Annotated in this window: 23 protein-coding genes and 1 other RNA gene; 21 read left to right on the plus strand and 3 right to left on the minus strand. The window is 62.9% G+C overall.

What is annotated here, in order from left to right; all coding sequences use genetic code 11:
• Positions 1-2: 2 nt before the first annotated feature.
• From ACUXUR_RS24380 to ACUXUR_RS24390, 3 genes are all read right to left on the minus strand, one after another.
• A complete protein-coding gene (locus ACUXUR_RS24380; RefSeq protein WP_445504934.1) occupies positions 3-728 on the minus strand; it encodes a TerB family tellurite resistance protein in 726 nt (241 codons plus the stop codon).
• 86 nt (positions 729-814) lie between these two features.
• The gene (locus tag ACUXUR_RS24385) at positions 815-1,084 is read right to left on the minus strand and encodes a glycine zipper domain-containing protein (RefSeq protein WP_445504935.1); all 270 of its coding nucleotides are present in this window, start codon (positions 1,082-1,084) and stop codon (positions 815-817) included.
• 100 nt (positions 1,085-1,184) lie between these two features.
• Complete coding sequence (locus ACUXUR_RS24390; protein WP_445504936.1) at positions 1,185-1,613, minus strand: hypothetical protein; 429 nt, start codon at positions 1,611-1,613, stop codon at positions 1,185-1,187.
• A gap of 294 nt (positions 1,614-1,907) precedes the next feature.
• Here ACUXUR_RS24390 and ACUXUR_RS24395 point away from each other — a divergent pair, with 294 nt between their 5' ends.
• From ACUXUR_RS24395 to recN, 21 genes are all read left to right on the plus strand, one after another.
• Positions 1,908-2,714, plus strand: coding sequence for a transglycosylase SLT domain-containing protein (locus ACUXUR_RS24395; protein WP_445504937.1), 807 nt, complete (start codon positions 1,908-1,910; stop codon positions 2,712-2,714).
• A 47-nt stretch (positions 2,715-2,761) separates the two neighbouring features.
• An RNA gene (gene rnpB / locus ACUXUR_RS24400) (RNase P RNA component class A) lies at positions 2,762-3,154 on the plus strand.
• Positions 3,155-3,465: 311 nt separating this feature from the next.
• Positions 3,466-3,963 (plus strand): division/cell wall cluster transcriptional repressor MraZ, encoded by a 498-nt coding sequence (mraZ, locus tag ACUXUR_RS24405; protein WP_445504938.1) that lies wholly within the window; start codon positions 3,466-3,468, stop codon positions 3,961-3,963.
• The gene (rsmH, locus tag ACUXUR_RS24410; RefSeq protein WP_445504939.1) at positions 3,960-5,009 is read left to right on the plus strand and encodes a 16S rRNA (cytosine(1402)-N(4))-methyltransferase RsmH; all 1,050 of its coding nucleotides are present in this window, start codon (positions 3,960-3,962) and stop codon (positions 5,007-5,009) included. Before mraZ ends, rsmH begins: the two co-directional genes overlap by 4 nt.
• Positions 5,006-5,401, plus strand: coding sequence for a cell division protein FtsL (gene ftsL, locus ACUXUR_RS24415; RefSeq protein WP_445504940.1), 396 nt, complete (start codon positions 5,006-5,008; stop codon positions 5,399-5,401). The genes rsmH and ftsL overlap by 4 nt, the downstream gene beginning before the upstream one ends.
• Before the next feature lie 5 nt (positions 5,402-5,406).
• Positions 5,407-7,170 (plus strand): peptidoglycan D,D-transpeptidase FtsI family protein, encoded by a 1,764-nt coding sequence (locus ACUXUR_RS24420; protein WP_445504941.1) that lies wholly within the window; start codon positions 5,407-5,409, stop codon positions 7,168-7,170.
• 2 nt (positions 7,171-7,172) lie between these two features.
• Positions 7,173-8,639 (plus strand): UDP-N-acetylmuramoyl-L-alanyl-D-glutamate--2,6-diaminopimelate ligase, encoded by a 1,467-nt coding sequence (locus ACUXUR_RS24425; protein ID WP_445504942.1) that lies wholly within the window; start codon positions 7,173-7,175, stop codon positions 8,637-8,639.
• Entirely contained in the window at positions 8,636-10,066 is a 1,431-nt protein-coding gene (locus ACUXUR_RS24430) for a UDP-N-acetylmuramoylalanyl-D-glutamyl-2,6-diaminopimelate--D-alanyl-D-alanine ligase (protein ID WP_445504943.1), read from the plus strand. Before ACUXUR_RS24425 ends, ACUXUR_RS24430 begins: the two co-directional genes overlap by 4 nt.
• A gap of 6 nt (positions 10,067-10,072) precedes the next feature.
• Positions 10,073-11,158, plus strand: coding sequence for a phospho-N-acetylmuramoyl-pentapeptide-transferase (gene mraY, locus ACUXUR_RS24435; protein WP_445504944.1), 1,086 nt, complete (start codon positions 10,073-10,075; stop codon positions 11,156-11,158).
• A gap of 6 nt (positions 11,159-11,164) precedes the next feature.
• Positions 11,165-12,556, plus strand: coding sequence for a UDP-N-acetylmuramoyl-L-alanine--D-glutamate ligase (murD, locus tag ACUXUR_RS24440; protein ID WP_445504945.1), 1,392 nt, complete (start codon positions 11,165-11,167; stop codon positions 12,554-12,556).
• 4 nt (positions 12,557-12,560) lie between these two features.
• The gene (locus ACUXUR_RS24445) at positions 12,561-13,703 is read left to right on the plus strand and encodes an FtsW/RodA/SpoVE family cell cycle protein (protein ID WP_445504946.1); all 1,143 of its coding nucleotides are present in this window, start codon (positions 12,561-12,563) and stop codon (positions 13,701-13,703) included.
• On the plus strand, positions 13,700-14,821 hold the full coding sequence (gene murG, locus ACUXUR_RS24450; protein ID WP_445504947.1) for an undecaprenyldiphospho-muramoylpentapeptide beta-N-acetylglucosaminyltransferase: 1,122 nt from the start codon (positions 13,700-13,702) through the stop codon (positions 14,819-14,821). The genes ACUXUR_RS24445 and murG overlap by 4 nt, the downstream gene beginning before the upstream one ends.
• Positions 14,818-16,233, plus strand: coding sequence for a UDP-N-acetylmuramate--L-alanine ligase (murC, locus tag ACUXUR_RS24455; protein ID WP_445504948.1), 1,416 nt, complete (start codon positions 14,818-14,820; stop codon positions 16,231-16,233). The genes murG and murC overlap by 4 nt, the downstream gene beginning before the upstream one ends.
• An 85-nt stretch (positions 16,234-16,318) precedes the next feature.
• Positions 16,319-17,233, plus strand: coding sequence for a UDP-N-acetylmuramate dehydrogenase (gene murB, locus ACUXUR_RS24460; RefSeq protein WP_445504949.1), 915 nt, complete (start codon positions 16,319-16,321; stop codon positions 17,231-17,233).
• Between the two features lie 135 nt (positions 17,234-17,368).
• Positions 17,369-18,292: a D-alanine--D-alanine ligase gene (locus ACUXUR_RS24465; protein ID WP_445504950.1), complete on the plus strand. Its 924-nt coding sequence runs from the start codon at positions 17,369-17,371 to the stop codon at positions 18,290-18,292.
• Complete coding sequence (locus ACUXUR_RS24470) at positions 18,259-19,221, plus strand: cell division protein FtsQ/DivIB (protein ID WP_445504951.1); 963 nt, start codon at positions 18,259-18,261, stop codon at positions 19,219-19,221. The genes ACUXUR_RS24465 and ACUXUR_RS24470 overlap by 34 nt, the downstream gene beginning before the upstream one ends.
• The gene (gene ftsA / locus ACUXUR_RS24475; RefSeq protein ID WP_445504952.1) at positions 19,218-20,540 is read left to right on the plus strand and encodes a cell division protein FtsA; all 1,323 of its coding nucleotides are present in this window, start codon (positions 19,218-19,220) and stop codon (positions 20,538-20,540) included. Before ACUXUR_RS24470 ends, ftsA begins: the two co-directional genes overlap by 4 nt.
• Positions 20,541-20,641: 101 nt before the next feature.
• Positions 20,642-22,312 carry a cell division protein FtsZ gene (gene ftsZ / locus ACUXUR_RS24480; protein ID WP_445504953.1) on the plus strand — a complete coding sequence of 557 codons (1,671 nt, stop codon included), beginning with the start codon at positions 20,642-20,644 and terminating at the stop codon, positions 22,310-22,312.
• Between the two features lie 269 nt (positions 22,313-22,581).
• Entirely contained in the window at positions 22,582-23,526 is a 945-nt protein-coding gene (gene lpxC / locus ACUXUR_RS24485) for a UDP-3-O-acyl-N-acetylglucosamine deacetylase (protein ID WP_445504954.1), read from the plus strand.
• Positions 23,527-23,711: 185 nt separating this feature from the next.
• Positions 23,712-24,608: an outer membrane protein assembly factor BamD gene (locus ACUXUR_RS24490; protein ID WP_445504955.1), complete on the plus strand. Its 897-nt coding sequence runs from the start codon at positions 23,712-23,714 to the stop codon at positions 24,606-24,608.
• 12 nt (positions 24,609-24,620) lie between these two features.
• Positions 24,621-26,297 (plus strand): DNA repair protein RecN, encoded by a 1,677-nt coding sequence (recN, locus tag ACUXUR_RS24495; protein ID WP_445504956.1) that lies wholly within the window; start codon positions 24,621-24,623, stop codon positions 26,295-26,297.
• Positions 26,298-26,616 lie beyond the last annotated feature (319 nt).

The raw sequence follows: 26,616 nt of genomic DNA on the forward strand, positions 1-26,616 counted from the left end.
TCTTACCTGAGGTTCCGTTCGGTGGCGATGCGCTCCCAGGCGGCATTGATCGCGGCCAGTCTTTCGGTCGCGATTTTCACCGCCTCCGGCGGCAGGCCGCGGGCGATCTCCCGGTCGGGATGGTTCTCGGCGACCATCTTACGGTAGTGCCGTTTCAGCTCCTCGTCGCTCATGGCCCTGTCAGCCTTGAGGATAAGGTAAGGGTCGTCCGCCCGCTTCACGTGGTGGGCGGCGATGCGCTCGAATTCGCTCTCCGAGAAAGCGAAGATTGTCGCCACGTTCTTGAGATAGAGATACTCGGCTTCGTGAACCGCCTCGTCGGCCTTGGCAATATGGAAGAGACCGTCGATCACGTCCTCCAAGAGGGCGGGCTCTTCCTTGAACTCCGTGCCAATCTGGCGAGCGTAAGCCTCGAACCCGTCCGTAGTCTGCATCGCAAGCTCGAACAGGCGCCTCACGCGCTCATGCTCGTTGGCGGGCACATCAACAACCTGCTCGAAAGCCCTCACTTCGACGTCGACGACCACGCCATCGGCCTTGGCCATCTTCGCGGCAAGCGCCACGAGGCCCATGGTGAACAGCACATCGCGGGGCGGCTTTCCGAACGGAGCACCCTCGCGGTCAATGAGCACATGACCGGCAACGCCGCCCAGGAGAGCGCCAATCGGCCCCCCGAGCGCCAAGCCGATGCCGGCACCACCAAGCTTACCCCAAATCGACTGAATCATCTTAGAGACAGTGGTACGCTCAATGACAGGCAAAAGGAAAGGGGCCGAGAAGATCTCGACCCCTGAATTCAGATTTGAGGGCTGTCTTAGCGGCAGTAGATGTTGCCGTACATGTCCTGATACGTGCCATACGGGCAGCGAGGAGCCGTTGCTGCACCCACGACAGCGCCGCCAGCAGCGCCGATCGCTGCGCCGGCGAGAGCGCCGCTTGCACGACCGGTTGCTGCGCCACCGATGGCCGCGCCGGCGAGACCGCCGACGGCGGCGCCACCGACGGCACGCTCGCCAGGAGTGGTGCAGGCTGCCATCGAGAGGGCGAGAGCACCGGCGGCGATAGCGGAGATGATTTTCTTCATGGACGTGTCCTCTTGGTCAGCAATAGACAACTGGAGAAAGCATGAGCGTGTTAGCTTAGCCTTACTGCCAACTTTTTCCTAGCCGATCAGTTCCATGCTGTTAAGGTTTGCAATAGACGGATCCATTGAGAGTGTAGGTTCCGTAGCGGCAGTTTGGGGTTCCCATACTCTGGTTTCGATAGACGCCCTGGCTCCCTCGATTGACGCCCTGACTTCCTGGATTGACGCCTGTCCTGGCAGGAGCGGGCCTCGTCTGTACAGGGGGTTGTGACTGCCGCATCGGAGATCCCGGCTGTTCCACGACTTCGGGCTCAGGAGCCGTCGCTGCTCCTACGACAGCACCGCCGGCAGCGCCAATGGCTGCACCGGCCAGAGTGCCGCCAGTATGGCCCGTCGCGGCGGCACCGATGGCGGCGCCGGCAAGGCCGCCGAAAGCGGCGCCACCGACGGCACGCTCACCGGGGGTGTTACAGGCGACGATCGACAGGGTCATGACACCCGCGGCACCCGCTATGATGATTTTCTTCATGAAGATTGTCCTATTTTTTAAACGGCACGAATCGTAACGAACCTTTGTAACGTTACGGTGGGAGTCTGCCAACTCTTGGCAAGAGAGGAGACACCTTGCTTGCAGCGTGAGCTGTAGAAAATTTTTGTTAAGGCGCTGAGGCTATTCCCGCCTTTCTACGCTTCGGTTTTACGAAGAATCGCTGTCTAGCTTGAGCATTCGTTGAAGATGATTGCGGCTCGTAAAGTCACAACTTTGCCTTATTTGAGCTCAACCCACCGCGGCCCTGCGACCTATGCCGTTTGGAGTTTTCGTATGACTTGGCAGCATTATTTAAGAGCATTGGTGGTCGCGATTCTCGGTGCAATTGCACTTGCCCTAGGGTCTCAGGCCAGGGCTGAGAACAACCTGATTTCCCCCGAGGTTGCCGAGCAGCTCGTGCGTGCCCAGATCGAAGAGCAAAAGGCGGCCGAGGCTGCGCTCGAGGAGGAGCAGCAGGCGATCGAGGCCGCGGAGGCGGCAGAAGCCGCCAAGGCCTCAAAGTCTGGCAAGAGTGCAAAAAGCACCGGCAGCAGGAAGGTTAAGGAAGCTGCTGCTGCAGCTCCCGCCGCTGCCGTTGCGAAGGTGCCCGAGGCTCCTGCGGCGGCTGTCCAGAAGGCGGCACATGAGACCAATGTCGAAGAAACTGCTTCTCTTCCCGCAGGGCTCCCTGTTCGCTCCCGCTCCGAGCGGGCGGATGCCGTCAAGGGCCATGCTCTGAAGCCTCTGATTGCGCGCTACGCCTCCGAGAACGGCTTGTCCTACGAGCTGGCCGATGCGGTGGTGCGGCTCGAGAGCCGCTACAATCCCGGTATTCGCAATGGTCCCCATGTGGGTCTCACCCAGATCAATGTGCGCACGGCTCAGTCCTTGGGATACAAAGGCGACGCCGCTGGCCTGCTCGACCCGGAAACCAACCTGCGTTTTGGGCTGAAATATCTCGCGGTTGCCCACAAGCTCGCCGGAGGGGACACCTGCGGCACGATCCTGCGCTATCAGTTCGGCCTCCGCACGACGACGATGACCGGCGCCTCACGGGCTTATTGCGCGAAGGTCAAGGTGCTTACGGCCGCGGCCGAATGAGTCTAAGGTCTTGACGCAGGCCTATGTTTCGCACCACATCCCCTCCGTCAGCTGGCCGGGCGGCCGCTTCGAGCTTGCTCGGAGAGGAAAGTCCGGGCTCCATGGAAGCAAGGTGCCGGATAACGTCCGGCGGGGGCGACCCTAGGGATAGTGCCACAGAAAGCAAACCGCCCTGCAAGGGTCTTCGGACTCCCAGGGTAAGGGTGAAAGGGTGCGGTAAGAGCGCACCGCGGACGCAGTGATGCGGACGGCACGGTAAACCCCACCAGGAGCAAAACCGAATAGGGACGACAGGCGTTCGCGCCAGGCCCGCTTCCAGGCTGGTCGTCCGGGTTGGTTGCTTGAGGCGGTCAGCAATGACCGTCCCAGAGGAATGGCCGCCACGTTCAAGGGTTAGACCTTGGGCCATACAGAACCCGGCTTACAGGCCGGCTGACCCCTTCTTTTCCACAGGCTTCAGACTGCGACAAAGCGGACCAAACCTTTGGTCTGCTTACGATTCGTTAACCCTAAATACGTCTCATGGAGCCTGCATGCTGCAAGGCGTGTGTCCCACTCTCGTTCCGTTGACGACCATATTATCCCATGTTATCCCAAATCATCCCGTCGACGGTGTCTTCCGAAGGGGACGTCAAGCGCATCACAAGCGCTGACATCTTGCTTCGGAAAGTGGCGTTCTCGCCGGCTGCGGGTGGCAGGCCGACCAGGTCTGCTGGGGGGCTGACAATCGGGAGCTGGCGAGCTGCGGCCAATGAACCGCTTCGTGTCCAATTTCACCAACAAGTTGGATTCGAAGGGTCGCGTCTCGATCCCCGCATCCTTCCGGGCCGTGCTGGCCAGGGATGGATTCGAGGGTCTCTACGTTCATCCCGCGCTCGATGCGCAGGCCTTGGACGCAGGTGGCAACACGCTTCTGAACGAGATCGATGCGTTCTTGTCGACGCTGTCGCCCTATTCGGACGAACGGGATCAGCTGTCGACCGCGTTGTTTGGGACCAGCGAAATTCTAAAAGTCGATCCGGAGGGGCGTGTCATCCTGACGGACTCAGTGAAAGTGCATGCCGGGATCGGCGATACGGTGACGTTCGTCGGACTCGGTCACAAGTTCCAGATTTGGGAGCCCGAGCGTTTCCGTGCGCACTTGGAGGAGGCGCGCACGAAGGTCCGAGACCTGAAGAAGGCGCTGGGGGCCCGGGTTGTGGAGCCACGTATGGTACAGAACACCTCACCAGGAGTGCGGGAGCAATGATGGGACGCGGCGACGGCCCAGGAGCCGGAGCCGCTGGCGGACCGACCCGTCACGTTCCTGTGCTTCTGGCGGAGGTGTGCGACGCGCTCGATGTAAAGCGCGGTGGCCTCTTCATCGATGGCACGTTTGGTGCGGGCGGATACACGCGCGCCATTCTCGATGCTCATCCTCAGAACAAAGTGATTGCCATCGACCGTGATCCCGATGCGATTGCGGGCGGTGCCGCGCTGACGGCGAAATTCAAGAAGCGCCTCATGCTCGTGCCGGGACGCTTCGGCGATCTCGACGAGATTGCGCGCGCTCAAGGATTCGAGGCCGTCGATGGTGTCGTTCTCGATATCGGCGTCTCGTCCATGCAGCTCGATCAGGCCGAGCGCGGTTTCTCGTTCCGCAACGAGGGCCCGCTCGACATGCGCATGGAGCAGGAAGGCCCGAGCGCCGCTGACATCATCAATGAAGCATCCGAGGCCGAGCTGGCCGACATCTTCTATCATTACGGCGAGGAGCGCCGTGCCAGAGCGGTCGCTCGCGCCATTATCGAGGCACGTCGTCGGGAGCCGTTCCATACGACGCGTCAGCTTGCCGATCTCGTCGCCTCGCTGATCCGTCAGGAGCCGGGCGGCATTCATCCGGCCACGCGGGTGTTCCAGGGGCTTCGTATCGCGGTCAATGACGAGCTGGGTGAACTGGTGCGCGCGCTGCACGCTGCCGAGCGTATCTTGAGACCCGGCGGACGCCTCGTGGTCGTCACCTTCCACTCGCTCGAAGACCGGATCGTGAAGCAGTTCTTTGCAGCTCGCACCGGACGCACGCCGAGCGGCTCGCGCCACATGCCGACCATGGCTGCACCTGAACCGACCTTCGAGGCGGTGACGAAAGGCCCGGTTGGACCAGGCGAGCAGGAAATGGCGCGTAACCCACGCGCACGCTCGGCGAAGCTGCGGGCCGGGGCGCGCACGAACGAGCCTCCGCAGGAACCGCTCAGTGCCATCACCATGTTGGCCGAACTGCCGCAGACGGCGGAGAAAAAGGGAGGGCGGCGATGACCAAGCTGCTCCATTTCGTTGCGATCTCCGCCCTTATCGCTTCGGCGGGCTATGCCTATTCGATCAAGTACGACACGCTCTATTATGCCGAGCAGGTGGCGAAGCTGAAATCCAAGGTTCAGCGCGAACGCGAAGCCATCGCCGTGCTGCAGGCGGAGTGGCAGTATCTCGACCGCCCGGATCGCCTTCAGGCTGCTGCGGATCACCATCTCGATCTTCAGCCTCTGAAGATTCAGCAACTGGCGCGTCTGTCCGATCTGCCGAACCGTCCGACGCGCGAGGATGAGATCGGCCGCAAGCTCGAAGCGCTTGGCCTGCTCGAACCGACGGCAACGCCGAAGGACAAGAGCAACGAAGCCCGCACCCCATCGACTCAAACCCCGAACCGGTAAGCCCCGTGTTGCACGAGCCTCAACTCGAACTGAAGGCTAAGAGCCCTCCGCCCAAGACAGGTATTCTCTCGTATGCTAGAGAGCTGTTCCGGTTGCGCCTCGACAAGAGTACGTCCCGTGTAGGCCTGGCCGCCTTCTGCTTCGTCGGTCTCTTCGTTGTGATTGGCGGTCGTCTCGTTCAGCTCGCTGTGACCAGCGAGAACACGAGCGAGGTGCGACGCGCGGCGTCTTCCGAAATCTCCGCGGCTCGCCCCGATATCGTGGACCGCAATGGAGAAATTCTCGCCACCGATGTGAAGATGGTCTCCGTCTTCGCGGAGCCGCGCAACATCATCGACAAGGACGAGGCGGTGGAGCTGCTCACCGCTGTTCTGCCTGACCTTGATGCCACGGAGCTGCGCAACAAGCTCAACACCAAGAAGGGCTTCGTCTGGGTCAAGCGCGAGATCACGCCGCGCCAGCAGGCTGAGGTGCACCGCCTCGGCATTCCGGGTGTGGGGTTCCTGCCCGAGAACAAGCGCGTCTATCCGAACGCCGAGGCTGCGGCCCACGTGCTCGGCTTTGCCAACGTGGACAACGTCGGAATCGCCGGCATCGAGAAGTACATCGACAGCATGGGCCTGCAGGATCTCAACGGCGCGGGCTTCAACATCTCCGCCGCCGATCTGAAGCCCGTTCAGCTCTCGCTCGATCTGCGCGTGCAGCATGCTCTGCGTGACGAGCTTGCGAAAGGTATGGCGAAGTTCAAGGCGAAGGCCACTGCCGGCGCCGTCCTGGACGTGAATACCGGCGAGATCATTGCCCTTGTCTCGCTGCCTGACTACGATCCCAACAACCCCGTCGATGCGCTCGACAAGGACCGGATCAACCGCATCAATGTCGGCGTGTTCGAGATGGGATCGACCTTCAAGGCGCTCACCGTGGCGATGGCGCTCGATTCCGGCAAGTTCAACATCAACTCCACGCTCGATGCCCGCTCAGGCCTGCGCTACGGTAAATTCACGATTGGTGACTATCACGCCACGCATCGAGTTCTGACGGTGCCCGAGGTGTTCATCCACTCGTCCAACATCGGCACTGCTCGCATGGCGCTCGGCATCGGCGTCGAAGGCCACAAGGCCTTTCTGCGCAAGATGGGACAGCTGTCCCGCCTTGAAACGGAGCTGCCTGAAAATGCCTTGCCGATCATTCCGCCGCGCTGGGGCGAGCTCAACACCATGACCATCGCTTTCGGTCACGGCCTCGCCGTCGCGCCGCTCCAGGCGCTCATGGCCGTCGGAGCGCTGGTCAATGGCGGCGTGCTGATCAAGCCGACCTTCCTGAAGCGCGGCGAGGAGGAGGCTCGTCAGAATGCTCTTCAGGTTCTCAAGCCCGAGACCAGCGAGGCCATGCGCTATGTGATGCGCCTCAACGCCTCGAACCCGGCGGGATCTGCGGCGAATGCCGCCATTGCAGGCTTCTTCGTCGGTGGTAAAACCGGCACGGCGGAGAAGGTGATCAACGGTCGCTATGCCAAGAACAAGAACTTCACCACCTTCACGGCGGTTGTCCCTGCCGACAAGCCGAAATACGTGTTCCTGACCATCATGGACGAGCCGCAGGCGGTCGAGGGCACCTACGGCTTCTCGACAGCCGGGTGGAATGCAGGTCCCGTGACAGGAAACATCATCGAACGCGTCGCGCCGCTCTTGGGAGTTCCTCCCCGGTTCGAGCCGCCGGCGCAACCTTTCCCCCTCATGTCGCGCCTCAATGCATGGGGCGTTCGGTAATCATGACGAATAACATTCAATTGAGCGATCTGCTTCCGGAGGCCAAGGGCTCTCCGGTAGCATCCGTGTCTGTGACGGGCATCGCCTCCGACAGCCGCAAGGTCGGGCCCGGCAGCGTGTTTTTCGCCGTGCCGGGCACGAAGGTGGACGGCATGAGCTTCGTGCCGCAGGCAGTGGCCGCTGGCGCGGTTGCCATCGTGGGAGAGGCGGAGCGTCCTTCCGCCTTGGCGGCCAATATCGCGTATGTCCGTGTGAGCGATGTGCGGGAGGCTCTCTCGCTCGCAGCATCCCGGTTCTATCCGCAGCAGCCGGAGAGGGTGGTCGCGGTCACAGGCACGAGCGGCAAGAGCTCCGTGGCCGATTTCACGCGCCAGCTCTTCGCGTCACTCGGCTACAAATCGGCAAGCCTCGGGACGCTCGGTATCATCACGTCGGATGGCGCGGCCTATGGTTCGCTCACGACGCCTGATCCGATCTCTCTGCACCAGACTCTCGACAGGCTCGCGAAGGATGGCGTGACTCGTCTGGCGATGGAGGCCTCTTCCCACGGCATCGATCAGCGCCGCCTCGACGGCGTACATTTAAGCGCTGCGGGTTTCACCAATCTCGGTCGCGATCACCTCGATTATCACAACACCACCGAGGCTTATGCCGCCGCGAAGCTGCGCCTGTTCGATACGCTTCTGCCCGCCGACGCTCCCGCCATCATCAATGCCGATGGGCCCTATGGCGATGTGTTTCAGAACGGTGTGCGCAATCGCGGCCTGACGATGCTGACGACGGGAAGCATGGGCGAGACGTTGCGTCTCGTCGAAGCGCGCCCGGAGGGCTTCAAGCAGGCTCTGACTATCGAAGCCTTCGGTAAAAGGTTTGAAACGACCCTGCCGCTTCTCGGTGCCTTCCAGGTCGAGAATGCGCTCGTCGCCGCTGGCCTCGTGCTCTCCGTGGAAGGTGAGGACAGGGCGGCCGAAGTCTTCGAGGGCTTCAAGACGCTGAAAGGTGTCTCGGGCCGCCTCGAGCAGGTGGGCGAGGTCGATGGCGCGATCTGCATCGTCGACTACGCGCATAAGCCCGATGCGCTGGCTCATGTGCTCGATGCCCTGCGTCCCTTCACCAAGGATCGTCTCGTCTGCATCGTCGGCTGTGGCGGAGACCGCGACAAGGGGAAGCGTCCGCTCATGGGCCGCATCGCCGCCGACAAGGCGGATATTGTCATCGTCACGGACGATAATCCTCGCTCCGAAGATCCGGCCGCGATCCGTGCCGAGGTGTTGAAAGGTGCTCCCGGCGCCCGCGAGATCGGAGACCGGGCTTTGGCCATCCGCACCGCCGTGAAGGAGCTCCGACCGGGCGATATTCTGGTCGTGGCCGGCAAAGGTCATGAAACGGGCCAAATCATCGGCGACCGGACCCTGCCATTCTCGGACCATGACGAGGTCCGGGCGGCTATTGCGGAGAGGCAGGGATGAGTTCACCTTTGTGGAGCTTGGATGAGATCGTAGCCGCTACCGGCGCTCGCGTCGGCAGCGGCTTTGTGCAGGCGACCGGCGCTTCCATCGATACGCGCACGCTGGCGCCCGGCGATCTCTATTTCGCGATCAAAGGCGATGTGCATGACGGCCACGACTTTGTTCCTGCAGCCCTCGGGAAGGGGGCATCTGGCGCGGTTGTGTCGGAGGAAAAAGCTCCTGCCTTCGCTTCAGACAAACTCATCATCGTGCCTGACGTGCTCGAAGCCATGCGCCAGTTGGGCCGTGCGGCGCGCAAGCGCACGGACGCCAAGATCGTCGCGATCACGGGCTCCGTCGGCAAGACCGGCACGAAGGAATCCATGCGCCTTGCGCTCTCCCGTCAGGGTGCGACACACGCGTCAGTCGCCTCCTACAACAACCATTGGGGCGTTCCGCTCACCCTCTCCCGGATGCCGCGTGAAACCGAATTCAGCGTGTTCGAGATCGGCATGAACCACGCCCACGAGATCCTGCCGCTCACCGCGATGGTTCGTCCGCATGTGGCCGTGATCACCACCATCGAGCCGGTGCATATCGAGTTCTTTCCTTCGCTCTGGGGCATCGCCGATGCGAAGGGCGAGATCTTCTCCGGCCTGGAGCCCGGCGGCACGGCGGTGATCAATCGCGATAGCCCGTATTTCGAGCGCATGAAGGCGCACGCGCTCGCTTCCGCCGCAGGCCGTGTGATCTCCTTCGGCGAGCATGAGGCTGCCGATATCCGCGCCGAGCGGATCGTCGTGAAACCCGACCAATCGCTCGTCGAGGCCCGTATCTTCGGTCAGCTTCTGAGCTACAGGATCGGCACGGCGGGACGGCATATCGCCCTCAATTCTCTGAGCGTGCTTGCCACATGCCATGCGCTTGGCGTGGACCTGGCACAGGTTGTGGGTTCCTTCACCGATCTGAAGCCTCCCGTGGGACGCGGTGAGCGGACGATGCTCTCCGTTGGCGGAGACGAGGCACTGCTCATTGACGAAAGCTATAATGCGAACCCAGCCTCCATGCGTGCGGCGCTTGCCAATCTCGGCGCGGTGGAACTGAACGGCCAAGCTCGGCGTCTCGCTGTGCTGGGCGACATGAAGGAACTAGGCGAGATGGGGCCTGCTCTTCACGAGGAGCTCGCAGAGGCGATCGAGGTCAATAACATCGATTTTGTTTTCGCGGCCGGGCCTTTGATGAAGAATCTCGTCGACCGCCTGCCGAAGACGAAGGTAGCGGCCCATACGGAAACCTCTGCCGAGCTCATTGACACGGTCTGCGCTGCAATCCGTCCCGGCGATGCAGTGACCGTCAAGGGATCGCTCAGCATGAAGATGGCCCTGGTTGTCAAAGCTCTGAAAGAACGTTACGGCGCGAGCCCAACGGCAAACGCGCTGAAAGGATAAACACGAATGTTGACCTGGTTGGCTGAGCTCAGCCCCTACTTCAGCCCTCTCAATATCTTCCGCTACATCACGTTCCGTACCGGCGGCGCGACGGCGACAGCCATGCTCTTCGTGTTCTTGTTTGGGCCGTCGATCATCGCGTTGCTGCGCGTACGTCAGGGCAAGGGGCAGCCGATCCGTGAGGATGGACCGCAATCGCACCTTCTCACGAAGCGCGGCACGCCGACCATGGGGGGCCTGATGATCATGGCGGGCGTGCTGGTTTCGACCCTGCTCTGGGCCAATCTCGCAAACCATTATGTCTGGATCGTGCTGTTCGTGACCGTCGGCTTCGGCGCGATCGGCTTTTACGACGACTACCTGAAAGTCACGAAGCAGTCGCACAAGGGTTTTTCCGGCAAGTCGCGCCTCGCCATCGAGGCGATCATCGCCGCTGTCGCCTGCATTGCCATTTCCTACATGGCAACGCCCGGTCTTGCGAACAAGCTGGCGCTGCCCTTCTCGAAGGACCTGCTCTTCAATCTCGGCTGGTTCTACATCGTCTTTGCGGGCTTCGTGATCGTCGGCGCAGGCAATGCGGTGAACATCACGGACGGCCTCGACGGCCTTGCCATCGTGCCTGTCATGATCGCGGCGGGCACCTTCGGCTTCATCGCGTATCTTGCCGGTAACGCTGTCTTCGCCAATTACCTGCAGATCCACTTCGTGCCCGGCACCGGCGAGCTTGCCGTGATCTGCGGCGCGCTGATCGGCGCCGGCATCGGCTTCCTCTGGTTCAATGCGCCTCCGGCGCAGATCTTCATGGGCGACACGGGTTCGCTCGCCCTCGGCGGTCTTCTCGGCACCATCGCGGTGGCGACGAAGCACGAGGTCGTGCTTGCCATTGTCGGAGGTCTCTTCGTGCTGGAGATCATGTCCGTGATCATCCAGGTGGCCTCGTTCAAGCTCACGGGGAAGCGCGTCTTCAAGATGGCGCCGATCCACCATCACTTCGAGCAGTTGGGCTGGACCGAGCCTCAGGTGGTGATCCGCTTCTGGATCATCGCCGTGGTGCTCGCCCTCGTTGGCCTTTCGACCCTCAAGCTGCGGTAACATCCGATGACGCCCGTCACGACCTTCTCCGGCAAAACAGTCGCGCTCTTCGGCCTTGGCGGATCGGGGCTTGTGACGGCGCTTGCCTTGAAGGAGGGCGGGGCGCACGTCGTGGCCTGCGACGACAACCCGGAGAAGATGACGGAAGCGGCCGCCAAGGGCATCGAGACGGGCGATCTGCGCCAGCTCGATTGGTCCATGGTCTCGGCACTCATCCTCTCGCCCGGCGTTCCCCTAACGCATCCGGAACCGCATTGGTCGGCAAAGCTCGCGAGACAAGCCGGCGTCGAGATCATCGGCGATATCGAGCTCTTCTGCCGCGAGCGCAAGAAGATCGCGCCGAATGCACCCTTCGTCGCCATCACCGGCACCAACGGCAAGTCTACGACGACCGCACTCATTGCGCATATCCTGCGCGAGGCAGGCCGCGACGTGCAGATGGGCGGCAATATCGGCACCGCGATCCTCTCGCTCGAACCGCCGTCCGATAGCCGTATCCATGTGATCGAGTGCTCCTCGTTCCAGATCGACCTCGCGCCGTCGCTCGCGCCGACAATCGGTGTTCACCTCAATCTGTCGCCTGATCACATCGACCGGCATGGGACGATGGAGAGTTATGCGGCGATCAAGGAGCGGCTGGTGGCAAAGGCCCTGCAGGCGGTCATCGGAATTGATGATGACTTGAGCCGCGCGATTGCGGACACCTGCACTGCAAAGGGCGTGAAAGTGACTCGCATCTCCATTGAGCCGATGGAGGCGGAAGGTTTCTTTGCCGACGGTACCAGTCTGGTTCAGGTCACTCCCTCCGATGCGGTCGCTGTGGCTGATCTGGCAGGCATCGGTTCACTGCGAGGTTCTCACAACGCCCAGAACGCAGCAGCGGCTGTTGCCGTCGCCATGGCGCTCGGTGTCTCCGGCGAGAAGATCAGGTCTGGTCTTTCTACGTTCCCTGGTCTGCCTCACCGCATGGAAGAGGTCGGGCGTATTCGTTCGGCGCTCTTCATCAACGATTCCAAGGCCACCAACGCCGACTCCACGGAGAAGGCACTCAAGTCCTTCGACAACATTCTCTGGATCCTCGGCGGCAAGGCGAAGGAAGGCGGCATTGAGCCGTTGAAGGAGTATTTCCCGAAGATCCGCAAAGCCTATCTGATCGGCGCGGCTACGGAAGAGTTTGCAAAGACGCTTGAAAACGATGTGCCTTATGTTCGCTCCGGCACGCTCGACAGAGCCGTAGAGCAGGCTGCGGCCGATGCGTCGGCGACGAACGGCCCTTCGGTCGTTCTCCTGTCGCCGGCTTGTGCCTCCTACGATCAATTTCCCAATTACGAAGTGCGCGGAAACATTTTTCGCGAATTGGTCCGGACATTGCCGGGCATTGAAGCCAAGGGGGCTTAGATAGATGGTGTCGCGCGCGGAACGCTCGGCTTTCAGCGATTGGTGGTGGACCGTCGACCGGCTGCTGCTGGCGGCGCTTGCCATCCTCATGCTCGCAGGACTCGTCTTTCTCATGGCGGGCGGCCCGCCCGTCGCGGAACGATTAGGCCTCTCGACCTTCCACTTCGTGAATCGTCAGGTGCTGTTTCTGATCCCGGCGCTCCTCATCATGCTGCCGGTCTCGTTCCTGTCCCTGCGCCACATCCGTCGCCTGGCGCTGCTGGTTTATCTCGGCGGCATGGCGTTGATCGGGCTCGCTTTCCAGTTCGGGCCTGAAATCAAAGGCGCGCATCGCTGGATCATGATCGGCCCGCTCGGCATTCAGCCCTCCGAATTCGTGAAGCCCGCCTTCGTCGTTCTCGCCGCCTGGGCCTTCTCCGAGGGCGCGCGGCGCAAGGATATGCCGGGCGCGCTTCTCGCGCTGCTGCTCCTGCCGGCCACGATCATTCCGCTCATCCTGCAGCCCGATTTCGGCCAGACCATGCTCGTCACCATCGTGTGGTGTGGTCTGTTCTTCGTCGCGGGCCTGCATTGGTTCTGGGTGATGGGCCTTGGCGGTGCGGGCCTTATCGGCATCGTCGCTGCCTACGAGTTCCTGCCGCACGTACGTGCCCGTATCGAGCGCTTCCTCGACAAGGATTCGGGCGACACGTTCCAGGTGGATACGGCCATGGAATCCTTTTCGCGCGGTGGTTGGCTTGGGCGCGGCCCGGGCGAGGGCACGGTGAAGCGCATCCTGCCCGACGCGCATACCGACTTCATCTTCGCCGTGACGGCGGAAGAGTTCGGCATCATCGTGTGCCTTGCTCTGCTTGTGCTCTTCGCCTTCATCGTGCTGCGCGGCCTGATGCTCGCCAAGCGAAACGAAGACACCTTCTGCCGTCTCGCCGCCACGGGCCTCGTCCTCATGTTCGGACTGCAGGCCGCCATCAACATGATGGTCAATGTGCACCTCATGCCAGCCAAGGGCATGACGCTCCCCTTCATCTCCTATGGCGGCTCGTCGCTGCTGTCGCTGGCGCTCGGCATGGGCTTCCTCATCGCGCTCACCCGTCGCCGTCCGCGCGCGGAGATGATGGAGCATTTCAACCAGGATTGGCAGCGGTGAAAAACAAGCCTCTCGTCCTTCTCACCGCCGGCGGCACCGGTGGTCATCTGTTCCCGGCTGAAGCGCTCGCCAATGTCCTGAAGGCTTCCGGCTGCCGCGTGGTCCTCGCCACCGACAAGCGAGCCAATGCCTATGCGGGCTCGTTCCCGGCGGACGAGATCATCGAAATCCCCTCCGCTACACCCTCGGGCCGTTCCGTGCCGCAGATTGCGAAGGCCGCGCTGCTGCTTGCTCAAGGAACGCTGAAAGCCATGGGCGTCATTCGCAAGCTGAAGCCGGATGCGGTTGTCGGGTTCGGCGGCTACCCCACCGTGCCGCCGGTCGTTGCGGCATCGCTCCTCAAGGTGCCGACGGTGATCCACGAGGCCAATGGCGTGATGGGCCGCGCAAACCGCCTGCTCGCCCGTCGCGCCACGATGATCGCGACGGGCTTTGCCAATCTCAGGGGCATCCCCGAGAGCGGTCGGGGCCAGGTGATCCAGACCGGCAACCCGATCCGTCCGGCGGTGCTGGAGGCCTCGAAGCAGGCTTACTCCACGCTCGAGCCGAGTGGAAAGATGCGCCTCCTCGTCGTGGGTGGCAGCCAGGGCGCGCGCGTCATGAGCGATGTCGTTCCGCCGGCCATCGAATTGCTGCCGCCGGAGCTGCGCGCTCGCCTCGCGATCACCCAGCAGGCGAGGGGAGAGGACCTGGAGCGGGTACGCGCGCATTACCGGCGTCTGGGCGTGGAGTTCGAGGCCGAGCCCTTCTTCAAGGACCTGCCGAAGCGCCTTGGAGACGCGCATCTCGTCATCTCCCGCTCCGGCGCCTCGACGGTCGCGGAGCTTGCGGTGATCGGTCGCCCCTCGATCCTCGTGCCGCTGCCGGGCTCACTCGATCAGGACCAGGCCGCCAACGCCAAAACCCTCGGCAATCTCGGCGCTGCCATCGTTTGCCCACAAACGGAATTCACCCCTGATCGCCTGGCGAACGAGATTCGTTCCTATTTTCAAGAGCCTGACCGCTTGACCAAAGCCGCTGCCGCTGCACATAGCGCCAGCATTACGGATGCGGCCGAGCGTCTGGCTCACGCTGTCCTCAACCTGATACATCTTAACAAGAACGGAATGCCTTCATGAAACTGCCGCCGAAGCTAGGTCCCATTCACTTCATCGGCATCGGCGGCATCGGCATGTCGGGCATCGCCGAAGTCATGCACAATCTGGGCTACACGGTTCAGGGCTCGGACGCAGCCGACAACTACAACGTCAAGCGCCTTGCCGACAAAGGCATCAAGACCTTCATCGGCCACAAGGCCGAGAACGTGGAGAATGCCGAGATCGTCGTCGTGTCCACCGCGATCAAGCGCGACAACCCGGAGCTGATCGTCGCCCGCGAGAAGCGCCTGCCCGTCGTGCGCCGCGCGGAAATGCTCGCCGAACTCATGCGCTTCAAGTCCTGCGTCGCAGTCGCCGGTACGCACGGCAAGACCACGACGACATCGCTCGTCGCGACACTGCTCGATGCAGGCGGCCTCGACCCGACAGTAATCAACGGCGGCATCATCAACGCCTACGGCACCAATGCCCGCATGGGCGACGGTCAGTGGATGGTGGTGGAAGCGGACGAATCCGACGGCACCTTCCTCAAGCTGCCGGCGGACGTCGCCATCGTCACGAACATCGATGCCGAGCATCTCGATCATTTCGGCACCTACGACGCCATCAAGGATGCTTTCCGCTCCTTCATCGACTCGATCCCGTTCTACGGTTTCGCGGTGATGTGCATCGATCATCCGACCGTGCAGGATCTCGTCGGCCACATCGAGGATCGCCGCATCATCACCTATGGCGAGAACCCGCAGGCCGATGTGCGCTTGATGGATGTGGATTCGCGCGGAGGTCAGAACCGCTTCCGTGTCATGATCCGCGACCGTCGTCCGGGCTTCCGTCTTGAACTCGAAGACCTCGTTCTGCCGATGCCCGGCGCGCACAATGCGCTCAATGCCACGGCAGCCATCGCCGTTGCGCATGAACTCGGCGTCTCGCCCGATGCGATCCGCAAGGCGCTCGCAGGCTTCGGCGGCGTGAAGCGGCGCTTCACGCGCACGGGCGAGTGGAACGGGGTCACCGTGTTCGACGATTACGGCCACCATCCCATCGAGATCGCCGCGGTGCTCAAAGCCGCGCGCGCATCGACGGAGGGCCAGGTGATCGCTGTGGTGCAGCCGCACCGCTATTCGCGCCTGTCGTCCCTGTTCGATCAGTTCTGCACCTGCTTCAACGATGCGGATGCGGTGATCGTCGCGCCGGTCTATGCCGCGGGCGAGCAGCCGATCCCGGGAGCTGATCGCGACAGCCTCGTCTCGGGCCTCAAGGCGCGCGGCCACCGTAACGTGATGGCGCTCGAAAAGCCGGAGGATCTCGCAGGTCTCATCAAGGGCGTGGCGAAGCCGGGCGACTACGTGATCTGTCTCGGCGCCGGCAACATCACGCAATGGGCTTATGCGCTGCCGGGTGAGCTCGAAGCGTTGGGCGAGAAGGCGGCTTGATGTTTGGCGAATCGGCCCAAGGTTTCCTCATCCTTCGAGACGCGAGCCATGCTCGCTCCCCAGGATGAGGGCTGTGGAGTGCTTCATGTTTCCTGATATTGTTCCCGAACTCAAAGCAGGCATGCCCGAGCTCAGGGGCAAGCTGGAGGCGAATGCGCCGACAGCGCCGCTCTCGTGGTTTCGCACGGGCGGTCCGGCGCAGGTGCTGTTCACGCCGGCCGATACGGACGATCTCGCTTACTTCCTGCAGCACCTGGATCGGCAGATCCCGGTGCTCGTCGTGGGTCTTGGCTCCAACCTGCTCATCCGCGATGGCGGCTTGGAAGGGGTCGTGATCCGTTTAGGAAAAGGCTTCTCCGAAGTCTCCGTCGAACCGGGGCTTCGCGTGCGTGCAGGCGCAGGTGCGCCCGACGTGAAGGTGGCGCGTGCGGCGGCGGAAGCCGGCATTGCAGGTCTCTCGTTCCTGCGGGGCATTCCGGGCGCCATCGGCGGCGCGCTTCGCATGAATGGCGGTGCCTATGGCGGCGAAACGAAGGATGTTCTCATCGAAGCCAAAGGTGTGACCCGCACCGGGGAAATCGTGACGTTCACCAATGCGCAGATGGGCTTCACCTATCGCCATTCGAGCGTACCTGACGATGTGATCTTCACGGAAGCTCTCTTCCAGGGCCGCCCCGGCAATCCGGAAGAGATCTTGGCCGAGATGAACGCCATCACCGAGGCGCGCTCCTCGACGCAGCCGGTCAACACCCGCACGGGCGGCTCCACCTTCAAGAACCCCCCGGGCCGCAAGGCCTGGGAGCTGGTCGACGCGGCCGGATGCCGGGGGCTTCGGATCGGGGATGCCCAGGTCTCCGAGATGCACTGTAATTTCCTCATCAACCACGGCTCGGCCTCGGCAAGCGACATCGAGGCTCTAGGTGAGGAAGTGCGCCGCCGGGTTCGCGAGATGTCGGGCATCGAGCTCGAATGGGAAATCAAGCGGGTCGGCCGCGCATAACGCGTAAAGGTTAAGGCTGGCTGCATTTTCCGTCACGGCGAACCGGTGACTACTTCGCCTGGAAATGCAGTGCGAATCACTTTGTTAACGCCCGGCTGCTTCACTGAAGGCCGGTTGCAGCTCGAGGAGCATGTCATGGCCAAGCACGTTGCCGTTCTCTATGGCGGCTGGTCCGCGGAGCGCGAGGTGAGCCTTGCCTCTGGCCGGGCCTGCTGCAAGGCCCTGGAAGAGCAGGGGTACAAGGTCACCCCCATCGACGTGCAGCCCGATATCGCCACCGTTCTTCAGGCTGTTGCGCCGGATGTGGTGTTCAATGCCCTTCATGGTCGCGTCGGCGAGGACGGCACGATCCAGGGCCTCCTGGAGGTGTTGAGGATTCCCTATACCCATTCCGGCGTCCTGGCCTCGGCCCTCGCCATGCAGAAGGACAAGGCGAAGATCATCATGGCCGCCGCCGGCGTGCCGGTGCCGAAGGGTAAGGTCGTTAACAGATTGGAAGCGGCCAAAAGCCACGTCCTGTCCGCTCCCTATGTGGTGAAGCCGGTGAACGAGGGCTCCTCGGTGGGCGTCATTATTGTCCGCGAGGACCGCACCCACCCGCCCCAGGAACTGCTTCGGGAAGACTGGGCGTTCGGCGACCAAGTCCTTGTCGAATCATATGTTGCGGGTCGTGAGCTCACCTGCGCCATCATGGGCGACAAGGCGCTTGGGGTCATTGATATCCGCCCTGCGACCGGCGTCTTCTACGACTATGACGCAAAGTATGTGAAGGGTGGGTCCATTCACGTCCTGCCGGCAGAAATTAAACCGAATATTTACCAAAAGGTCCAAGAGTTGGCGTTAACGGCGCATCAAGCGCTCGGCTGCAGGGGAATCAGCCGCGCCGACTTACGGTATGACGACACACCCGGAGGAACCGGGGAACTCGTGGTCCTGGAGGTCAACACGCAACCCGGCATGACCGAGACAAGCTTGGTGCCAGAACTGGCAGCCCACGCGGGCTATTCGTTTGGCGAGCTTGTGCAATGGATGGTGGAGGACGCTACCTGCAATCGATGACGGCCTATCAGGCCGGCGTTGTTGCGACGCGCGCTGCCTCCGACAGGCAGCCCCCCCGAATTAAAAAGTTTTTCGGCTCCTCGAAGAGCGTCCGGCGGCGGTCCTCGGGCGTTCCGATCGAGAAGCGCATCCCTCGTTATCTCGGTACCTGGCTCACTCTCGGCTTCTTCTCCGGGGTTGTGACCCTCGGTCTCTGGCAGGGCGGCCATCTCGACACCTTCATCCGCGAGCATGGCCAGCCGCATCATGCCCTGGCGCGGGCACTTGGCCTCGGACTCGAGCAGGTCACGATTTCCGGCATTGCGCAGATGCGCGAAACCGAGGTGCTGGCTGCCGCAGGTCTTAATTCCAAGCTGTCGCTGGTCTTCCTCGACGTGAACACGCTCCGTGAGCGCCTCGAGCATGTGCCGATGATCGAGAGCGCCACCGTGCGCAAGCTCTATCCGAACGAGCTCGTGATCACGCTCACCGAGCGCTTGCCCTATGCGATCTGGCAGAACAACGGCGAGCTGTTCATTATCGCCGCCGACGGCACCGTCATCGACCTGATGCAGGACGAGCGCTTCGTCGATCTGCCCTTCGTGGTGGGCGAGAACGCCAATATCCGCAGCAAGGAATATTTCGCGCTTCTCGAAGCTGCCGGTCCTCTGAAGGCCCGCATCCGCGCAGGCACGCTCGTGTCGGGCCGCCGTTGGACGCTGAAGATGGACAACGGCATGGACGTGCGCTTGCCGGAACTGGGCGCAGCCGATGCGCTGGCCCGTCTCGTGAAGCTCGAGAACGAACAGAAGATCTTGGAAAAAGACGTGCTCGCTATCGATCTGCGTATGGCTGATCGCGTTGTGGTCCGTCTCACGGAAGAGGCGGCTCTGGCCCGCGCCGAGTCGCTCAAGAAGAAACCAATGCGCGGCAAGGGGGTCGATACATGAGTCTCTCGGGTCACGGGCTAACGCCGCGTCTCAAGCCTTTGTCCGCGCGCAAGAGCGCCATTCTCTCGGTCCTGGATATCGGAACGAGCAAGGTGGTCTGCGTCGTCGCGGAGCTGAAGCCGTCCGATGAAGTGGAATCCCTGCGTAGCCGCACCCATGTGGCGCGCATCCTCGGCATCGGCCATCAGCGCTCCGCTGGCTTGAAGGGCGGCGTCGTCGTCGATTTGGAAGCGGCGGAAAGCGCGATCCGTCAGGCTGTTCACGCAGCCGAGCGGATGGCGAAGGTCGAGATCCAGTCGGTGATCGTGAACCTCACCGGCGGCCGTCTCGCCTCCGAGCATTTCGAGGCGCATGTGCCCGTGCGCGGCGCTGTGAACGATGGGGATGTTCACCGTGTGCTCGATGCGGCCTCCTCTTACGATTTGCGCCGGGGCAGGGCGGTTCTGCATGCGCTGCCGACGGGCTTCTCGCTCGATGCGCAGAATCACATCGTTGATCCCGCCGGCATGATCGGCGAGCAGCTCGGTGTCGATCTGCACGTGGTCACCACGGAAGCAGCGGCTGCGCGCAATCTCATGCTTGCGGTCGAGCGCTGCCACCTTGGTGTCGAGGCGGTGATCGCCTCTCCCTACGCTTCGGGCCTCTCGGCTCTGGTCGATGATGAAGCCGATATGGGCTGCGCCGTCGTCGACATGGGTGCGGGCACCACGAGCGTGGGCATCTTCTCCAACGGCCATCTCGTGCACACGGATGCCATCGCCGTCGGTGGTCATCACGTGACCATGGATATCGCGCGCGGTCTCACGACCCGCGTCTCCGCTGCCGAGCGGCTCAAGACCCTCTACGGTTCCGCGATCACCTCGAGCGCGGATGACCGGGACATGATCGCGGTGCCGCAGGTCGATGAGGACGAACGGGACGTTCCGAACCATCTGCCGAAGTCGCACCTCGTTCGCATCATCAAGCCGCGTGTCGAGGAGATCCTCGAACTCGTGCGCGATCGCCTGAAAAGCGCGGGCTTCGCAGCCCAGGCCGGACGGCGCGTCGTGCTGACGGGTGGCGCAAGCCAACTTGTCGGGCTGCCGGAAACGGCACGCCGCATCCTGCAGGGCCAGGTTCGTGTCGGGCGTCCACTCGGCATCAAGGGCCTGCCTGAGGCGGCAAAGGGCCCTGCCTTTTCGGCGGTGGTCGGCCTCCTGGTTTATCCCCAGGTGGCGCATATCGAGTATTTCGAGCCGCGCTCGAGCGGCTTGTTTCAGAGTACGGGAACTGACGGCTACTTCTCGCGGGTGGGCCGGTGGATTCGCGATAGTTTTTAAATGCGTAACGCGGTGACGCGGCGGGTCATCGCGGGAGTTCAGTCAACCAGGGTAAGCGTCGGCCAAACGCTGTCAGTTTAAAGGCCAAAGAGGCACAGGTCATGGCAATCAATCACACTCCGGACATCCGGGAACTCAAGCCGCACATCACTGTCTTCGGTGTCGGTGGCGCCGGCGGCAACGCCGTGAACAACATGATCGAGTCGGGTCTGGAGGGCGTCGAGTTCGTGGTGTCGAACACCGACGCACAGGCGCTTGCCTCCTCCAAGGCTCCGCGCGTGATCCAGATGGGCATTCAGGTCACCGAAGGCCTCGGCGCAGGATCGCAGCCGGAAGTCGGCCGCGCTGCCGCTGAAGAGGTGATCGACGAGATCCGCGATCAGCTTGCCGGTTCCCACATGGTGTTCATCACCGCCGGTATGGGCGGTGGCACCGGTACGGGCGCTGCTCCGGTCGTGGCCCGCGCTGCCCGCGAACTCGGTATACTGACGGTTGGCGTCGTCACGAAGCCGTTCCAGTTCGAGGGCGTGCGCCGCATGCGTCTGGCCGAGTCCGGCATCGCCGAGCTGCAGCAGGCGGTCGATACCCTCATCGTCATCCCGAACCAGAACCTCTTCCGTGTCGCGACCGAAAAGACCACTTTCGCGGATGCCTTCGCGATGGCCGACCAGGTTCTCTATTCGGGCGTGGCCTGCATCACCGACCTGATGGTGAAGGAAGGCCTCATCAACCTCGACTTCGCCGACGTGCGCTCCGTCATGCGCGGCATGGGCAAGGCCATGATGGGCACGGGTGAGGCTTCCGGTGAGAAGCGCGCGATCCGCGCCGCCGAGGCGGCCATTGCCAACCCTCTCCTCGACGACGTGTCGATGAAGGGCGCCCGCGGCCTGCTGATCTCGATCACGGGCGGCAACGATCTCACCCTCTACGAACTCGACGAAGCAGCCACCCGTATCCGCGAGGAAGTGGATCAGGATGCCAACATCATCCTCGGCGCCACCTTCGACGAGAGCCTGGAGGGCATCATCCGCGTCTCCGTGGTGGCTACCGGCATCGATCAGGCGATCATGGAGAATGGCGGCGATCTTTCTGCCACCGAGCAGCGGATCTCCGAGGTGGCCGAGCGCCTGCGCGCCGAGGCCCGGGCCCGCGCCACGCAGACCCAGGCTACCCCCACCTTTCGCGCCACCGCCCAGGCCGAACCGGTGAAGGCGGCTCCGATCCTGACCGACTCCGCATCCGGCCTGACCCAGATTCCGGCCGCTGTGGCTCCCCAGGCCATGGAAACGGTTCCCCAGCCGGTGATCCGCGACGACGTGGTTCTTACCCCGGCCCAGCCCAAGCCCGCCATGGCGTATGAGCCGGCTCCCCAGCAGCCGGTCTATGAAGAGCCGGCAATGCAGGAGTCCTTCATTCCGCCGCAGGCCGAGCGCGCCATGCGTCCGGCCCGGATGCCGCGAATCGATGAGCTGCCGATCCCGGCTCAGAATCAGATCCGCGCCAGCCGTGGCGAGGTCGACCCGGTTCAGGAGCACAAGCCGTCTCTGATCCAGCGTCTGGCGACCATGGGCTTTGGTCGCCGCGATGAGCCCCAGCACGCCCCTGTGGAGCAGGCCTCCCGCCAAGAGGCTCCGCGCCAGCCCATGTCGCCGGTGCATGCCGAGTACGCTCGTCGTCCGGCTCCGCAGGCTCAGCGTCCGGCTCCTGCTCAGAGGAGCGTGGAGGACGATCAGCTGGAGATTCCCGCCTTCCTCCGTCGCCAAGCCAACTAAGCCTGTTGTAACTGTTACAAAGCGAGGCCCTAGCCGCGTGAGCGGCTAGGGCCTCATTGCGTAAAGCTGTTTGTTAACAAAGAGTTAAGAATTGCCGAGTTTGTAACAGATCGTAAAAAAGCGTGATTTGGCCTAGCCTGAGGCGGAGACTATGTTGCCCATGTCGAAAGGGCCGGTTCCGTTTCGATCCCGCCCGTCAAAGTAATTTACAGCGAACGCATCGCGCAGCGGTTCTTTCAAGCGGCGATCATGTTCGAGGTTCAAAGATAATGAAGCAAAGTCATCAAACCACGCTCCGCGCCGCCGTCACGCTCGTAGGCATCGGCGTCCATTCCGGGGATGAGGTGAAGATGATCCTCCACCCGGCGGAGGTGAACCATGGCATTGCTTTCCTGCGTACCGGCCTGCCGGGCGGCCTCGACCGTCTCATTGATGCCCGCCACCTGGCGGTGACCGCGACCGAGCTCTGCACCGTGATCGGTGATCGCGAGACCGGGGCAGTGGCCACCATCGAGCATCTGATGGCTGCTCTGACGGGCCTCGGCATTGACAACGTTCTCGTCGAGATCGACGGGCCGGAAGTGCCGATTCTCGACGGCAGCTCTGCTCCCTTCATCGACGCGATCGATCAGGTTGGCATTGCCGTTCAGAATGCAGCCCGCCGCTATCTCAAGGTTCTCAAGCCCGTTCGCGTGACCCAGGGTAAGGCTTTCGCCGAGCTTCTCCCGAACGAGCGCGCCTTCCGCCTGGACGTCGAAATCGATTTTCCCACCCCGGTGATCGGCCGTCAGCGCAAGGCTGTGGACCTTTCGCCTTCCGTGTTCCGCCGCGAGATCTCCCGCGCCCGCACGTTCGGCTTCATGCGCGACGTGGAGAAGCTCTGGAGCGCTGGCTTTGCTCTCGGCGCCTCTCTCGATAACACGGTCGCCATCGGCGATGACGGCATCATGAACCCCGAAGGCCTGCGCTACGGCGACGAGTTCGTGCGCCACAAGCTGCTCGATGCGGTGGGCGATCTGTCGCTCGCCGGTCTGCCGCTGCTCGGCACCTACCGCTCCTATTGCGGAGGCCACCGCCTGAACTTCTCCGTGCTCGAGGCCCTGTTCTCGAGCCGCTCGAACTACGCCATCGTGGATGCCGTTCCGCGCCGCGAGCCGGGCTATGCCGAGGTCAGCAGTGCGGCCATGACGGCCTTCGCTCCCGAAATCCACTAAGACTTTCTTCTTCCGAGACAAGGCGGCCCGAGCGCCTTTTGGCCGCATGATTTGAGACGGCTTTGCCCTATCCAACTGGGTAAAGCCTCTCGGATGGGGTTGGCTCTTGCCCCCTGCATAGGTTAAACAACCTTGGTGCATCGCTAGAAAATCACCGCGCACGGATTTTGGAGGACCGCGAAGCCATGTCTTTCGCGAAGGTTTACTTGAGCTTGAGAGCCGCTGCTGGGCGCGCGCTGCTGGTTGGCGCCTGCGGCCTGGCGCTCGCTGGCTGCGATACCCTTTCGTCGATCAATCCCTTCGACAAGAGCGAAACCTATAAGCCGGAGATCGTCGCCGATGTTCCGGCCGAAGAGATCTACAACGACGGTCTCGCCCGAATTCAGAAGCGGGATTTCGAAGGCGCGGCCAAGAAGTTCAACAGCCTCGACCGCCAGTATCCCTATTCCGAGTGGGCGCGCAAAGGGCTGATCATGGAAGCCTACGCGACTTACGAGGGCGGCCTGTACGAGGAGGCGATCACCGCTTCCAAGCGCTATCTGCAGCAGCATCCGAACACTGCCGATGCAGCCTATGCCCAGTATCTGTTGGCCTCGTCCTATTACGACCAAATTCCGGACATCACCCGTGATCAGGCTGCCTCCGAGCGCGCCATCGCCGCGTTGCAGGAACTGATCCAGCGTTATCCGCGCTCCGAATATGCAGCGGACGCGAAGAAGAAGCTCCAGGTTGCCAGCGACCAGCTCGCCGGCAAGGAAATGGAAGTCGGCCGCTTCTACTTGCAGAAGCGCAATTATTCCGGCGCCATCAACCGCTTCCGCACCGTGGTTTCGCGCTACCAGACGACCCGCCACACGGAAGAGGCGCTCGAACGTCTCACCGAGGCCTATATGGCCATGGGCATCGTCAGCGAAGCGCAGACCGCCGCTGCCGTTCTTGGCCACAATTTCCCTGACAGTCCTTGGTACAAGGACGCCTATGCCCTGCTGACCAAGGGCGGTGTTGAGCCGCGCGAGGACTCCCAGTCCTGGATCAGCAAGGCATTCCGTGGCGTTCCCCAGGTCAGTCAGCGGGCGGGGTAAGCCTCATATTCCATGCTGATCCAGCTGGCGATACGCGACATCGTCCTCATCGACAGGCTCGAGCTCCATTTTCACGAGGGGCTCTCCGTCCTCACGGGTGAAACGGGCGCGGGCAAGTCCATCCTGCTCGATGCTTTTGCTCTGGCTCTCGGCGGGCGTGGTGACGGAAGCCTCGTCCGCCATGGCGAGTCTCAAGGGCAGGTCACGGCTGTCTTCGATTGCGCGATGGATCATCCGGCTCGCCGCATCGCCCGCGAGGCGGATATCGATGTGGACGGCGATTTGATCCTGCGTCGCGTCCAGGTGGCGGACGGGCGCACCCGCGCCTTCGTCAACGATCAGCCCGTAAGCGTTCAGGTGCTCAAGGCCATCGGGTCGACCCTGGTCGAAATCCACGGCCAGCATGACGACCGCGCTCTCGTCGATCCCGTCAGCCACCGCGCCATTCTCGATGCCTTCGGTGGCCTCTCCGATGAGGTCCAGGCCGTGGCCGAGGCTGCGCGCCGGGTGCGGGAGGCCCGTGCGGCCCTGCAGGAGCATCGCAGCCGCATCGAGAAGGCCCGCAAGGAGGCCGATTTCCTGCGCCATGCGGTGGAGGAGCTGACCACCCTCAATCCGCAAGCGGGCGAGGAGGAGATCCTGGCCGAGCGCCGGGTTGTGATGATGCAATCCGAAAAGGTGGCTCAGGACCTCAACGAGGCCTATGAGGCTGTCGCGGGTACGGCATCGCCTGTTCCCGAACTCTCGGCGGCCGTGCGCAAGCTGGAGCGCCGCAGCGCCCAGGCGCCGACCCTCGTGGAGCCCAGTGTCAAAGCGCTCGATGCCGCGCTCGTCGCCATTGATGAGGCCCGTGCGGCTCTCGAAGAGGCCATCCGCGCCACCGAATTCGATCCGCGTGAGTTGGAACAGACCGAGGAGCGTCTCTTCGCGCTGCGCGCAGCGGCCCGCAAATACGACGTGCCCGCCGATGAGCTCGCGGCCCTCCGTCAGCAATTCGAGAGTGACGTCGCCGCCATCGATGCAGGCGAGGAGCGGCTGGCCGAACTGGAAAAGGTGCTGAAGGAAGCCGATCAGGCCTATCTGGCAGCGGCCAGGAAGCTCTCCGAAGGCCGCAAGAGGGCGGCCCGGGCCCTCGATGCCGCCGTGCAGGCCGAGCTTCCGCCCCTGAAGCTGGAACGCGCCCGTTTCATCACGGAAATCCAGACCGACGAAGACAGCCGCGATCCGGCCGGCTTCGAGCGCGTGGAGTTCTGGGCTCAGACCAACCCCGGCACGCGCCCGGGCCCGCTCATGAAGGTGGCCTCCGGCGGTGAGCTTTCGCGCTTCATGCTGGCTCTCAAGGTGGTGCTGGCGGACAAGGGCTCGGCTCCGACCCTCGTTTTCGACGAAATCGATACCGGCGTCGGCGGCGCGGTGGCAGATGCCATCGGCCAGCGTCTCGCGCGTCTGGCGAAGCGCGTCCAGGTCATGGCCGTGACCCATGCTCCGCAGGTGGCCGCCCGGGCCGAAAGCCATTTCCTCATCGCCAAGGAAGGCGTGAACGGGGCCGAGGATCGCGTCGCGACCCGGGTCGTGCCATTGGAGGCTGCGCCCCGCCGCGAGGAGATCGCCCGTATGCTTGCCGGTGCAACAATCACCGAGGAGGCGCGCGCTGCGGCGGCCCGCCTTTTGGAAGCGGCCGCGCATTAGGCATTGTCCCTTCCGATGTCATCCTCCGCGCGGGAAGGGGATCCCCTGACCCCCGCTGCGCCATGGCTTCTCTTGCCCTTCGCTGACGCTCCGGCCGGGAAACACCCTCCGCCGTCCTGGCCGGGCTTGCCGCAGCTCGCATCTTGTCTGGTTCGACCTCATCCTGAGGAGGATCGCGTGAGCGATCCGCCTCGAAGGAGGCTCCAGTGCGCTGACGACGCCTCGCCCTTCGAGACGCTACGCTCCTCAGGATGAGGCTTGTCGGCGTGGAAGCCGGAACGAGCCCGGGGATGACGGGAAGCGGGAGTGTGCCGGGGAA

It is taken from the genome of Microvirga medicaginis (genome assembly GCF_052658925.1).